The following is a 12,913-nucleotide window of genomic DNA, read 5'->3' as shown; positions in this document are numbered from 1 at the left end:
TGGGGAAGCAGGCCCTCGTCCGGTTCCGCTGCGTGACCGACGCCGCCAACCACGGCGAGGGGCTCTACCTGGACGACATCACTCCCGACCCGCGCTACACGGGAGTCGTCACGTCCGACACCGGCAGCCCCGACACGGCCTTCACCCTGGCGCCGCTTCCCACGCAGCCCACCTGGTTCCAGGTCCGGGGACGCGACGGGGAGGGCCAGCCCTCCCCCTGGAGCGGGCGCGTCCTCTTTTCCCCGAACGTCGCCGGCGTGGCGGCGGGCGCCGCCCCCCGGGTGGACCGGCTCGCCGGGATCGCCCCCAATCCCGCGAATCCGCGGGCCGACGTTCGCTTCACCCTGTCCTCGGGCATGCCGTCGGCCTGGCGGCTCGACTGCTTCGACGCCTCGGGGCGGTGGATGGGCCGGATCGCCGAGGGGCGCGACGACGGTTCGGGGGGCGACCGGAGCGCGGCCTGGAGCGCGCGCGACCGCGCGGGCAGGGAATTGCCGAGCGGCGTCTACTTCATCCGCCTCGCGCACGGCGCCGTCCGCCGCACGGCGAAGGTGGCGATCGTCCGCTGACGGACGCGCCGCCGGGCGGCCCCGGGCGTCCGGAGCGCCTTTTGAGTTGACACCCCCGACCCCGCGCCCTACGTTCCCGTCTCATTTCGCGCGGAATCAACAGGGTCCCGTCGGGGTACACGGAATGAGTGGAAAGCCCCCGCGACGGCGCCGGACCGCGTCGGCAGGAAGTCTCGGCGTTGACAGGGGTTCCCCGGACGGATACTCTGACCTCGTGCGTGGTGTCGACCGGGCGCTCCGCGTCCGGGCTCTTGCGGTGGCCCTTGTGCTTGCCGCCTTGGTCAGCGGATGCGGCACGAGGTCATCCCCGCCGCGCGACGAACCCCCCTCCACACCGATCGTTCTCGCCGGCGCCGAGTACGTCGGACCGCTCTTGCGGGCTGAAATTCTGGCCTTCCGCGAGCGCTATCCGGCGTCGGACTCGATTCGCGTCGTGACGAACGGTTCGGCCGAAGGAATGGAACAGCTGGTCAACGGAGACGTGAACATGTCGGTGCTGTTGCGCGATCTGACCGATCCGGAGGCGGAGGCCGCGGTTCGCCGCGAGGGACTCCAGACCTTTCCGTTTGCGTGGGACGCGGTTGCCGTCATCGTGAATCCCGCCTCGCCGCTGGAACAGCTCTCGCGCAGCGAGCTCGGCTGGATCTATTCGGGCTCGACATCGGCCTGGTCCGATCTCGGATGGAAAGGGGGCGGCCCGATCATCGCGCTGACCAGCGGCACGCGGCTCGGCATGTACGCCTATGTGGAGCAGACCCTCCTGAACGGAGGGACCTACGCCAAGACCGTTTACGCGCCGCCCACGGAGGAAGAAGTGGTGGACGTGGTCGCCACGCGCCGGAACGCGATCGCGTGCGTTTCGCGGCCCTACGCGGAGGCCGCGGGCGATCGCGTGCGCGTGCTGCGGATCGCCCAGGCCAAGGGGCTGCCGTACCTTCCGCTCACGCGGGAAACCGTCCTTCGACGCACCTACCCGCTGCTCCGGAGCGTCGCGCTGGCGACGCCCGCCAAGCCGCGGGAAACCGCGTCGGAGCTGATCACGTTCATCTCGGGGGTCGACGGCCAGGCGATCGTCGCGCGCTACGGCTACGCTCCCGCTACCGTGCCCATTCGGATCGTCCGTACCGCGGAGGAGGCAGAGTGAATTCCGTCCCTCGTCGTATTGGTTCAGCGCTCCTCGTTCTCGGCCTCTCCGCCTTTGCCGCGGCGGCCTGGGCCCTCAACGGATCCGACCTGATCAAGCAGGGCGTCACCGCCCTGCATGACGGGAAGGCGCAGCAGGCGCTCGAGATCTTCACGCGGGCCCAGCGGCTGGAGCCCAACAGCCCCAAGCCGCATTACTACATCGCCTCCGCGCTCGAGCGGATGGACAACGCCGACAGCGCGCGCGCGGAATACGAGACCGCGATCCGCATGGATCCGAAGTACGTCGAGGCGCTGACCGGTCTCGGGAACCTGCTCCGCAAGCAGGGGAAGATCCCCGAGGGGACCGAGAAGCTCGAGGCCGCGGTGAAGTACGACCCCAAGGACCCGGCCGCCCTCTATTCGCTCGGGACCGCCTACCTGAAGGACAAAAAGTACGACGAGGCGGAGAAAGTGTTCCGCAAGGGGACGCTCCTGAAAGTGGGCCGCGCGCAATTCCTCGCGGGCACGGCCCTGGCCCTCGAGGGCAAGGGGCAGATGAAGGAGGCCGAGGAGATCTTCATCCGCGCCCGGGAGACCGAACCGAACAACCTGCGCGTCCGGCTCGAGCTGGGAGGATTCTACGAGCGGAAGAAGATCCCCTTCCTCGCCGTTCCGGAATACAAGAAAGCGACGGAGATCGACCCGAAGAACGCCGAATACCACTACCTCTACGGCCGCGCCTCGGTCGGCATGAACGAGTTCAACGAGGGGCTGCGCGCCTTCGTCGAGGCGAACAACGTCGATTCCACGTTCGCGCCGGCCTACCTCGAATCGGGCCGGCTGTTCTATCGCGCGAAGCGCTATCCCGAGGCGGTGGAGAAGTTCTCGAAGTACGTCGAGCTGATGCCCGACGACGCGCAGGGTTCCCTGGAGCTCGGGCGCGCGCTGTCCTACAGCCGCGATCCGGCGGAGCGGGCGATGGCGATCGGCAATCTCGAAAAGGCGCTCGAGAAGAAGCCGAAGGACAAGGAGATCCTGGGAACCCTCTGCAAGCTCTACTCGGAGCAGGGGGACGAGGGGAAGGACAACGCGATGAAGGCGTGCACGCAGTACGCCGACGTCGCCGATACCCTCGCTCCGGACGAGCGGATCCGGATCGGGACGATCTTCGCCTCGCTCGGCGACACGACGCGCGCGGTGCCGCTGCTGACCAGCGCGGCGGCGGAGGATTCCTCCCTGGCGCGCGACGCCAACTTCCAGATGGGCTTCCTCTTCTTCAAGAACCAGGACTACGCGAACGCGGTCCCCTATTTCGAGAAGACCCTCCAGGTCGACCCCGAATTCGTGCCGGCGCTCCTGAACCTGGGGCTCGCCAAGATGCAGCTGAAGGAGAACTCGGAGGCGGTCAGTTATCTCCGCCGCGCGGTGGCGCTGCGGCCCAATGACAAGGCGAACGCGGTGCGGGCGCGCGTGTGGGTCGGCCAGATCCTGATGCAGATGCCGGCCGACTCGCTGCCGTCGGCGCTCCAGTCGTTCCAGGAGGCCGCGGCGGCCGACTCCGCCAACGGCGACGCCATCCGCGGCGCCGGGCTCTCGTACCTCCTCATGGACAACTGTCCCGACGCCATCCAGTGGCTTTCGCGCGCCGCCACGGTCGACCCCGAGCACGTGCAGGGGCACATCTGGCTGGCGCAGGGCTACCTCAAGTGCAAGAACATCCCGCTGGCCAAGGTCGAATTCAACAAGGCGATCGAGCTCGACCCGACCAACCGGCCGGCGTCCGACGGTCTGAACCTGATCCGAAAGTACGAGGCGTCACAGCAGCAGGTGCAGCAGAAGCGCGCGGCCCAGTCATCTCCATCGTCATCCGGGTCGAAACCATAGCGACCGTGCGGCCAGAAGCCGCCGACAGGGAGGCAGAATGAGTCTCGATGTCCGTACGTCGGGGGACGTAACGATCCTGGCGCCCAAGGGGATGCTCCTGGGAGGGAAGGAAACCGACGAGCTGTCGGGGAAGATCAAGGAGTTGTCCGAGGCGGGGAACAAGAAGCTCCTGATCAACCTGGGGCAGACGACGTTCATGAACAGCGTCTCGCTGGGCGTGCTGATCGCGGGGCATTCGAGCTACGCCAAGCGCGGCGCCCAGCTCAAGCTGTGCGCCGTGGACAAGAAGATCCAGAACATCTTCGTCGTGACCCGGCTGTCGCTGGTGTTCGAGACGTACGAGACCGAAGAGGAGGCCATCAAGAGCTTCAAGTGACACGAAGGGCGGGGGTTGTCCGGGCGCGGGTCCTGGGGCATACTCCTTCGTCGTCGGGATCCACCCGATCCGCCTGCCAGGGCATCTAAGGAGGAATCGCAGTGAGACAGGGTTTGTTCGTCACCATCGTCGCGGTGGTCGCGCTGGGGATTTCGATCGCCATCTACAATTTCCTGCCGGAGTACATCAAGCAGGGCGGTCCCCTCGTGGCGTTGTTGATCATGCTCTCGATCATGTCGGTCACCTTCACGCTGGAGCGTCTCTTCACGCTCATGCGCGCGAAGGGCCGTGAGCCAGCCCCCACGTTCCTCCGCAAGGTGCGCCAGAAGATCGACGCGCTGGATGTCGAGGGCGCCGCGGACCTGTGCTCCAAGCAGCGCGGGTCGCTCGCCAACGTGCTGCGCGCCGGCCTCGATCGCTATTCGATCGTCCGGGATGCTCCGCTCGACCGCCAGGCCAAGATCCAGGAAGTGCAGAAGGCGATGGAAGAGGCCAACATGCTCGAGGTGCCGCTGCTCGAGCGGAACCTGATCGCGCTGGCCACGATCGCCTCGATCGCCACGATGGTCGGGCTCCTCGGCACGGTGATCGGGATGATTCGGTCGTTCGCCGCGCTCGGCCACACGGGCTCGGTGGACGCGGTGAAGCTCGCCGTCGGAATTTCCGAGGCGCTCATCAACACCGCCGGCGGCCTCTTCGTGGCCATCTTCTCGATCGTGCTCTACAACGTGTTCGTCACGATGATCGACAACTTCAACTACATGATGGACGAGGCGACGCTGGAAGTGATCGAGGTGCTCTCGATCAAGGAAGCGTCGAAGTAACATGGCCGCGAAAAAGATGAAGCGGATCGGCATCAAGATCGACATGACGCCGCTCGTCGATGTCGCGTTCCTGCTGCTGATCTTCTTCATGTCCACGTCCCAGTTCGATCCGCCGCAGAAGGTCCCGGTCTCGCTGCCGGACAGCCATTCCAACCTGAAAGTCCCGGAGTCGGACGTCTTCGTGCTCTCCATCACCAAGGACAACCGGCTCCTCTGGCAGGTCGGCAAGAACCAGCAGGAGTTCACGGACTTGGCCAGCCTGGAGAACCTCGTGCTGGATCAGCGGAGGAAGAATCCCCGCCTCCGCGTCGCGATCAAGTCCGACAAGGACTCGAGCTACGGCACGATGGAAGACGTCATGGCGATCATGCAGCGGACCAACACGATCACGTTCAGCCTCGTCACCGACCTGGTGGCGAGCAAGAAGACGGCGCTCCACAGCTGAGCCGCCGATCCTGAGCCGATAAGGAGTCGCCCTCGATGGGTGCCGTAGACAGTCCAGAAACCGGCGCAAAACACAAAAAAGGCGGACTGCGAAAGCGGAAGCCGAAGCGTATCGGGATCCGCGTCGACATGACCCCGATGGTCGACGTGGCGTTCCTGCTCCTGATCTTCTTCATGTGCACGACGGTGTTCCGCAAGCCGCAGGCGCTGGAGATCAACCTGCCGCCCGATCCCAAGGCGCAGGTCCAGATCGCGCAGTCGAACGTCATGACCCTCCGCATGATCGCGGACGCGGACACGACCAAGGGCGTGCGGGCGTTCTGGAAGATCGGCGACCAGCCGTTCCAGCTCGCCCAGTTCAATCAGCTCGAGAAGACCTTCGAAGTGGAAGGGAAGAAGAATCCCAAGCTGGTCGTGCTGGTGAAGATCGATCGCCAGGTGAAGTACAAGTACATGGTCAACCTGATCGATCAGCTCCAGTTCGCCGAGCTGAACCGGTTCTCGCTCGCTCCGCTCGAGCCGAAGGAGAAGCAGGAGGTGGAGGCTCTGTGAGCGCGATGAGAGCGACGACCCTCGAACGCGTCCCGATGGGCGCGTCCGATCTCAAGGCCCATGGGCAGCGCATTTTCCGGCGCGCGCTGATGATCTCCTGCGCCGTGCACCTTGCCCTGATCGGGATCTATCTCGCCACCAAGCTCTACCACCCGCCGGACGAGGTGGCCTACACGGGACGCGTGATCCGGATGGAGACGCTGCCGCCGCCGCCGCCCCTCTCCTCGGCGCCGCCGCCGCCGGTGATCAGCACGCCCAACATCGCCAAGCCGACCATCGGAACGCCGGTGCCGGTGCCGGACGCGCAGGCGCCCGAGCAGACGATCATGACGCAGCAGGAGCTTTCCCAGTCGATCGCGCCCGTGAGCGGCTATGGCCAGGCGGGCAAGGACTCGCTGGTCATCAAGGCCGACGACACGCCGAGCGAGGGGGAGTTCGTCTATTTCGAAGACCCTCCGACGCCGGTATCGAAGGTCGACCCCGTGTACCCGGAGATGGCCCGTGAGGCGCAGATCCAGGGACAGGTGATCCTCCACGTGCTGGTCGGCAAGGACGGCCGCGTGAAGGACGTGAAGGTCAAGCGCAGCGTCAATTACCTGGACGCCGCGGCCACCGACGCCGTGAAGAAGTGGGTGTTCAAGCCGGCGCTCAGCCAGAACAAGCCGGTCGCGGTCTGGGTGGAGATTCCGATCAACTTCCACTTCTGATGCCGGGCGTCCCGGGACCTCCCGGGACGCGAGACGGCCTGTTTTCGACAGGGTCCCCTCGCCGTTCCCCCCGCCGCATCGCCGCGCGCGCGGCCGCCGGATGGGAAGGGAGGGCGCCATGAACGCTCTGCTGTTGGAGACCGTCGGGGGAGCGGACCCGGGGAACGCCTCCGGCTCTTCGGCCCGCTTCGAGGTGCACGCCCGCTCGCGGGAATACCTGCGACGCGGGCTCCTTCTTTCGGGGGCGATCCACGTCGTCCTGCTCTTGGCGTTCCTGCGTCTTCACGGAGGCGGGGACGACGTCCTCCTTCGCTCCTATGACCGCGCGGTCGATGTCTTTCGGGAGCCGCCGGCGATTGCGATTCCGCTCCCGCCGGCTCCTCCGGGCGCTCCTTCCACCACGGCGAGCCAGACCGGAACGGTCATCCCGGTCGACGTCACGACCCTTCCCATACCCGATTTCCCGGGCGTCGGGGTTCTCGACCCGCCCCCCGGATCCGTCCCCTCGGGTGGAGGGCCTTCCAACTCCGGCGATACGGGCGGACCGCCCCCCGCGGCTCCCGATCCCAATCAGGTCTTCCTCATCAAGGACGTGGACGTTCCTCCCGTGCCGATCGACGCTCCCAAGCCCATCTATCCGCAGATCGCCAGGGACGCCGGGATCACCGGTCGCGTGCTGGTCGAAGTGCTCGTCAAGGCGGACGGCACGGTGGGCCGCGCATGGGTGAAGAGCGGCAACAAGATCCTCGGCGACGCGGCGCAGGAGGGTCTCGTTCGCTGGCGGTTCCGGCCCGCGATGGCGCATGGCCGTCCGGTTGCAGTCTGGGTGGAGATCCCGGTCAACTTCACGCAGTAATCGCGTATCCAATGTCCCCGGGGGAGCGTCTTGACAGTGCCACTCCCGTGCGCCTAGATTCACGCTCATACCGTAGGCACAACTTCCCGCGAATCAAGGGATTGCGCGCATCGACGCGCCGGGTCGTGAACTCTGGCGGAGAGGGGCGATGGACGATTCAGTGAATGTCGTGACGGGAGGCGGAGGCAGGACGACCGCCGGAGACGTCGTCGAAGGCGGCACCGATCTCGCGGTGCTGCCGCCTCCCCCGGATCCGGGTCCGATCGGACGGCTGATCGGCGTCTTCATCCGGCCGCGGGCCACGTTCGAGTCGATGCGCGAGCGGCCGCGGTTCCTGCTCGCGTTCATCATCCTCCTCGTCGTGCAGACGACGATCGCGTTCGTGCTCTTCCATTCCGGCATCGTGGCCGAGCAGACCATCGCCAAGATGGAGGCGCAGGGCAAGGATCCGCGGGCGATCGAGCAGGTGCAGAGCTTCTTCGAGGGCACCGGCGGCCTGATCATCACCGTCCTCACCGCGCCGGTCGCCACCGCCGTGGGACTCCTGTCCGGGGCCGCGATCCTCTTCTTCATGGCCAACCTCATGATGGGAGCGCGGCTCCGCTTCGCGCACTACCTCTCCGCGGTCGCCTTTGCCGGCATCGTGCAGCTCGTGGACCAGCTCGTGCGCGTCGGCCTGATCCTGGCGAACCGCTCCTTCGACGTGCGGCTGGGGCTGGGGATGCTCTTCGGGGACTCCACGGGATTCGGCGTGCGCGCGATCGACACGCTCACCGATCCGCTCTTCCTCTGGGGGAATGCCATCGGCGCCCTGGCCGTTGGGACCTACTCGAAGCGCGGCTTCGGATTCGGCGTCCTGGCGATCCTTCCCGGCGTGATCCTCGCCGTGATCCTCTCGGCGAACCGGTGACCGCCCGCCTCCATGAAACGGAAGGAGACCTCCGGACGTACTGAAGGAGTCCGGGGACCCGCCATCGTCCGCGCCACCGTCTCGAGGGGGATAGGAATGCCGTCGTCATCGGTTTGGGCTCGTGCCCGCGGGGAGCTTCGGCCCGCGTTCCTGCTGCTCGCATGGATCCTCGCAGTGCCACCCGCCTCGCCCGCCCGCGCCCAGACGCGCGCGGACACGACGACGTTCGATCACTTCGGCGCCGACTCGCTGCCTCCGCCGGTCGCGCAGGGGGAGCGCTGGAGCCTGGCTCGCTGCGTCGAAACGGCCCTGCGGCAGAACGGAGACGTCCTGGTGGCGCGAGCGCGCACCCGGCAGGCGAGCGGGTCGGCGCTCTCGGCGTGGAGCGGCATCCTGCCGTCGCTCTCCGTGGCGGGATCCCGGAGCCGATTCTGGCCCGATAAGCAGAACAACACCCAGTTCGTCCCCGTGCAGCAGGGCGATTCCACCGTCCTCGTCGAGGTCTCTCTGTCCCGGAGCGACGAAACGGACCTGGATGCCACCGCGCAGACCAATCTCATCAGCGTGCCGAGCTGGATGGAGAAGCGGCGCCGCGACCGGCTGCACGAGGGGGCGCGCTGGAGCGAGGCCGAGACGCGGAACACCGTGGCCTTCCGGGTGAAGCAGCAGTACTTCAACCTGCTCAAGGCGGAGCGCCTCGCGGCGGTGTCGCGCGAGTCCGAGCTGCTCGCCCGCGATGAGGAGCGCCGGTCCGAGGCGCTCTTCGAAGTCGGCACCGTGGCGCGGGGCGACGTGCTCAAGGCGCGGGCCAGGCGCGCGCAGACCCAGCTCGACCGCATTCGCGCGTACAATCAGGTGCAGATCCAGACCGCCCGCCTGAAGCAGGTGATCGGGCTGCCTCCGGAGACGTCGATCGCGGTCGAGCCGATCCTGGAGGAAGGGGTCGCGGTCCCCGATTCGGCCGCGGCGGTCCGGACCGCGCTCGACAAGCGTCCCAGCCTGGAGAGCGCGCATGCGGCCGAACGGGCGGCCCGTTCCGGGGTGACCGGCGCCTGGGGCGCGCGACTGCCTCAGCTCACCGCCTCCTATTTCGTGTCGCACAAGAAGACCACGAACGACTTCGAGGTTGGGGGCTCGTCCAGCCAGGAGGAGATCTCCGGGACGGACCGCCAGGGCGAACTCCGCGTCTCCCTGCCGATCTTCGACGGGCTGGCGATCGAGGGGAACATCCGTTCGGCGAAGGGTGTTCTGGCCGAAGCGGAGGCGAACCGCCGGCAGCTCGAGCTGGACGTCGCGGTAGAGGTGCAGCAGGCCTGGCTCGCCCTGCGCGAGGCCGTGGAGCGGATCGGCGTCGCGCAGGAGGGCGTCGCGTCGGCCGAGGAGGACTACAACTTCTCCAAGAGCCGCTACGAGCTGGGGGCGGGGACGTTCCTCGACCTCCTGAACGCCGAGGTGAGCCTCGCGCAGGCGCGGCAGAGCCTGGTCGAGGCGCAGGCCGATGCCCGCACGGCCGAGGCCGATCTCGAGCGTGCCATCGGCGAGCGGCGGTACTAGGCCGCGCGCCGCGCGGCGAACCGCTCCACGGACCCCGGAACCCGGAGGCGCATGAAGGCGAAGACCCGCACCATCCTGCTCGTGGCCGTCGGCGCCGTGCTGCTGGCCGCGATCGTCGTCGCGAACCTCGCTCGGGGCGGCGGCGCCAAGACCGCCGTGCAGGCCGCCGACGTGAAGCGCGGGAAGATCGCCTCCACGGTGCGCGCGCCGGGGCGGATCCAGCCGGTGACCCAGGTCAAGCTCTCCGCCAACGTTCCCGGCGAAGTCGTGCGCCTCGCCGTCAAGGAGGGGGACGTGGTGCGGAAGGGGCAGTTCCTGCTCCAGCTGGACGACACGCAGGTGCGGTCGCGGGTGCGCGAGTCGGAAGCCGCCCTCGAGGCCGCGCGGTCGAATCTCCGGCTGGCCGACGCCTCGCTCGCGCAGTCGGACGCCTCCCTGCAGCGCAAGGAAGCCCTCTACGTGAAGAAGCTGGTCTCTCCGGAGGAGGTCGAGGCCGCGCGCACGCAGCGGAACGCCGACAAGGCGCGCGTCGACGCCGGCCGCGAGGACGTCGCGCGGGCGGTGGCCACGCTGGCCGGCGCGCGCGACAATCTGAGGAAGACCGCCTTCTACGCTCCGATCCCCGGCACCGTCACCCAGCTCGCCATCGAGCGCGGCGAGATCGTGGTCACCGGCACCATGAACAACCCGGGTACCGTGATCCTCACCATCGCCGACATGAGCGCGATGAAGGTCGAGGCCGACGTGGACGAGACCGACGTGAGCTCGGTGGCGCTGGGCCAGCCGGTCACCGTCAAGGTGGACGCCTTTCCCGACCTCACCCTCCACGGCAGCGTGGTCGAGATCGCGAACTCGCCCAAGATCTCCGAGGCGGGAACCCAGGAGCAGCAGACGAACTTCGAGGTGGACGTGGCGATCCAAAATCCCCCCGCCTCCCTGCGGCCGGGGATGACCGCCGACGTCGAGGTCCGCACCGCGGAGAAGGACGGCGTCCTCACCGTTCCGATCCAGTCGGTGGTGGTGCGCACGCCCGAGGAGCTGAAGCCCGCCGTGAAGGGACGGCGGGCGAAGACGAAGGGCGCCGCCGCCGCGACGGCGCCGGCCGATTCGGCGGGGAAGCCCGGCGCCGAGATCAAGGGGGTGTTCGTCATCGTGAACGGCGCCGCCCAGTTCCGGAAGGTGACGACCGGGATCACGAGCGACACCGACATGGAGGTCGCCGGCAACCTGAAGCCCGGCGACAAGGTCATCACGGGTCCCTTTCGCGTGCTCCGGAATCTCAAGCCGGAGGCCCGGGTGAAGATCGAAGAGCCGAAACGTCCCCAGGAGAAGAAGTGACCGAACCCGAGCCCTCGCGCGCCGACGGTGCGCCCCTCATCCGGATCCGGGATCTCCGCAAGATCTACGTGATGGGCGCGGACGAGGTGCATGCGCTGGACGGCGTCTCGCTCGACATCGCCAAGGGCGAGTACGTCGCGGTGATGGGACCCTCGGGGTCGGGCAAGTCGACCCTGATGAACGTGATCGGCTGCCTCGACACCCCCACCAGCGGCTCCTACCAGCTCCGCGGCACCGAGATTCGCGAGCGGGAGGACGACGAACTCGCGCGGATCCGGAACCAGGAGATCGGATTCATCTTCCAGACCTTCAATCTGCTTCCGCGCGCCGACGCCCTGCACAACGTGGAGCTGCCGCTCATCTACTCGGGCACTCCGTCCAAGGAGCGGCACGAGCGGGCGCGGGATCTCCTGGCCCAGGTCGGGCTGGCCGATCGCATGCACCATCGCCCCAACGAGCTCTCGGGCGGGCAGCGCCAGCGCGTCGCCATCGCGCGCGCCCTCGTGAACCGGCCCTCGATCGTGCTCGCCGACGAGCCGACCGGAAACCTCGACTCGAAGACGGGGATCGAGATCATGGCCCTCCTGGCCGAGATCAACGGCCGCGGGAACACGGTCATCCTGGTCACCCACGAAGAGGACATCGCCGCCCACGCGCGGCGCGTCATCCGGCTCCGCGACGGCCTGATCGAGAGCGACCGCGCGCAGGCGCCCCGTCCGGCCGCGCCGCCCGCTCCGGCCGTCCCCGCCGCGCCGTCGTGACCGGGCCCGCGCGCACCCGCCGCCAGTTCTGGGCCGCGCAGGGCGAGAATCTCAAGATCGCGCTGGACGCGATCCGCGCGAACAAGCTCCGGTCGGTCCTCACCGTTCTCGGCAACGTCGTCGCCGTCATGTCGGTCATCATGGTGGTCGCGGTGATCGACGGCGTGAACACCTACGTCGGCGAGAAGATCCTCGAGCAGGGGCTCCAGGTCGTCTACATCGACAAGTTCGGCCTGATCACCAACGACGACGCGTTCCGCGAAGCGGAGAAGCGGCGGGACCTGACGCTTCGCGAAGCGCGGGCGCTGGAGACGCGGATGCGCCTTGCGTCCCGGGTCGTCGCCCAGGTGGAGGCCTCCAAGCGGGTTCGCGCCGGACGGAACGAGCTCGCGAACGTGACCGTCCGCGGCACGACGGCCGGGTACGAGGAGGTGGGGAACTTCGAGGTGGTGGAGGGCCGGCACCTGGATCCCTCCGACGTGGACCGGCGGCGTCCCGTCGCCGTCGTTGGCTCCGAGGTCGCCTCCGCGCTCTATCCGCGGGTGGACCCGATCGGCCAGCGGCTCAAGGTCGCGGGGCAGGAGCTCCTGGTGATCGGAGTGCTGAAGCCGAAAGGGAACGTCCTGGGGCAGAGCCAGGACAACCTCGTCCTGACGACCCTGGGCCAGTACGACAAAATGTTCGGCGCCCACCGCTCGCTCACGATCACGGTCAAGGCACTGCCGGGAGTCCCCCTGGAGCGGGTCGAGGACGAGGCGCGCGTCGTCCTCCGCTCCGAGCGCCATGTTCCGCTCGGCAAGCCGGACGATTTCGGCATCTCGACGGCGGAGACCTTCCGCGCGCTCTACCAGTCGCTGACGGGCGGGATCTTCGCCGGGACGATCGCGCTGGTGGCGATCTCCCTCGTGGTGGGCGGCATCGTGATCATGAACATCATGCTCGTCGCGGTCACGGAGCGGACCCGTGAGATCGGCCTCCGGAAGGCGCTGGGGGCGCGCCGGTCGGACTTGACC

The 12,913-nt window shown here is 67.9% G+C and carries 14 protein-coding genes; all 14 read left to right on the top strand.

The window, feature by feature from the left end; translation table 11 throughout:
* A partial coding sequence (locus tag VE326_06325) for a hypothetical protein (GenBank protein ID HYJ32820.1) occupies positions 1 to 569 on the top strand: 569 nt, incomplete at its 5' end.
* Between the two features lie 124 nt (positions 570 to 693).
* Entirely contained in the window at positions 694 to 1,713 is a 1,020-nt protein-coding gene (locus tag VE326_06320) for a substrate-binding domain-containing protein (GenBank protein ID HYJ32819.1), read from the top strand.
* A complete protein-coding gene (locus VE326_06315; GenBank protein ID HYJ32818.1) occupies positions 1,710 to 3,578 on the top strand; it encodes a tetratricopeptide repeat protein in 1,869 nt (622 codons plus the stop codon). Before VE326_06320 ends, VE326_06315 begins: the two co-directional genes overlap by 4 nt.
* A gap of 37 nt (positions 3,579 to 3,615) precedes the next feature.
* The gene (locus tag VE326_06310) at positions 3,616 to 3,954 is read left to right on the top strand and encodes an STAS domain-containing protein (protein ID HYJ32817.1); all 339 of its coding nucleotides are present in this window, start codon (positions 3,616 to 3,618) and stop codon (positions 3,952 to 3,954) included.
* 101 nt (positions 3,955 to 4,055) lie between these two features.
* Complete coding sequence (locus VE326_06305; protein HYJ32816.1) at positions 4,056 to 4,778, top strand: MotA/TolQ/ExbB proton channel family protein; 723 nt, start codon at positions 4,056 to 4,058, stop codon at positions 4,776 to 4,778.
* Position 4,779: 1 nt separating this feature from the next.
* The gene (locus tag VE326_06300) at positions 4,780 to 5,223 is read left to right on the top strand and encodes a biopolymer transporter ExbD (protein HYJ32815.1); all 444 of its coding nucleotides are present in this window, start codon (positions 4,780 to 4,782) and stop codon (positions 5,221 to 5,223) included.
* Between the two features lie 128 nt (positions 5,224 to 5,351).
* Positions 5,352 to 5,774, top strand: coding sequence for a biopolymer transporter ExbD (locus VE326_06295; protein ID HYJ32814.1), 423 nt, complete (start codon positions 5,352 to 5,354; stop codon positions 5,772 to 5,774).
* 5 nt (positions 5,775 to 5,779) lie between these two features.
* Positions 5,780 to 6,481, top strand: a complete 702-nt coding sequence (locus VE326_06290) for an energy transducer TonB (protein ID HYJ32813.1) — start codon at positions 5,780 to 5,782, stop codon at positions 6,479 to 6,481.
* Between the two features lie 118 nt (positions 6,482 to 6,599).
* Positions 6,600 to 7,337, top strand: coding sequence for an energy transducer TonB (locus VE326_06285; protein ID HYJ32812.1), 738 nt, complete (start codon positions 6,600 to 6,602; stop codon positions 7,335 to 7,337).
* Between the two features lie 148 nt (positions 7,338 to 7,485).
* A complete protein-coding gene (locus VE326_06280; GenBank protein HYJ32811.1) occupies positions 7,486 to 8,247 on the top strand; it encodes a YIP1 family protein in 762 nt (253 codons plus the stop codon).
* Between the two features lie 174 nt (positions 8,248 to 8,421).
* Positions 8,422 to 9,801 (top strand): TolC family protein, encoded by a 1,380-nt coding sequence (locus VE326_06275; protein ID HYJ32810.1) that lies wholly within the window; start codon positions 8,422 to 8,424, stop codon positions 9,799 to 9,801.
* A 51-nt stretch (positions 9,802 to 9,852) separates the two neighbouring features.
* Complete coding sequence (locus VE326_06270) at positions 9,853 to 11,139, top strand: efflux RND transporter periplasmic adaptor subunit (protein HYJ32809.1); 1,287 nt, start codon at positions 9,853 to 9,855, stop codon at positions 11,137 to 11,139.
* A 71-nt stretch (positions 11,140 to 11,210) separates the two neighbouring features.
* On the top strand, positions 11,211 to 11,900 hold the full coding sequence (locus VE326_06265) for an ABC transporter ATP-binding protein (protein ID HYJ32808.1): 690 nt from the start codon (positions 11,211 to 11,213) through the stop codon (positions 11,898 to 11,900).
* Positions 11,897 to 12,913: ABC transporter permease (locus VE326_06260; GenBank protein HYJ32807.1), on the top strand; the 1,017-nt coding region annotated here is incomplete at its 3' end. The genes VE326_06265 and VE326_06260, both read left to right, overlap by 4 nt.

The sequence above is a fragment of the Candidatus Binatia bacterium genome (assembly GCA_035631035.1).
In the GTDB taxonomy this organism is placed as follows: domain Bacteria; phylum Eisenbacteria; class RBG-16-71-46; order SZUA-252; family SZUA-252; genus DASQJL01.
Note: the sequence above shows the minus strand (reverse complement) of the source record. Positions and strands in the feature narration are given on the sequence as shown.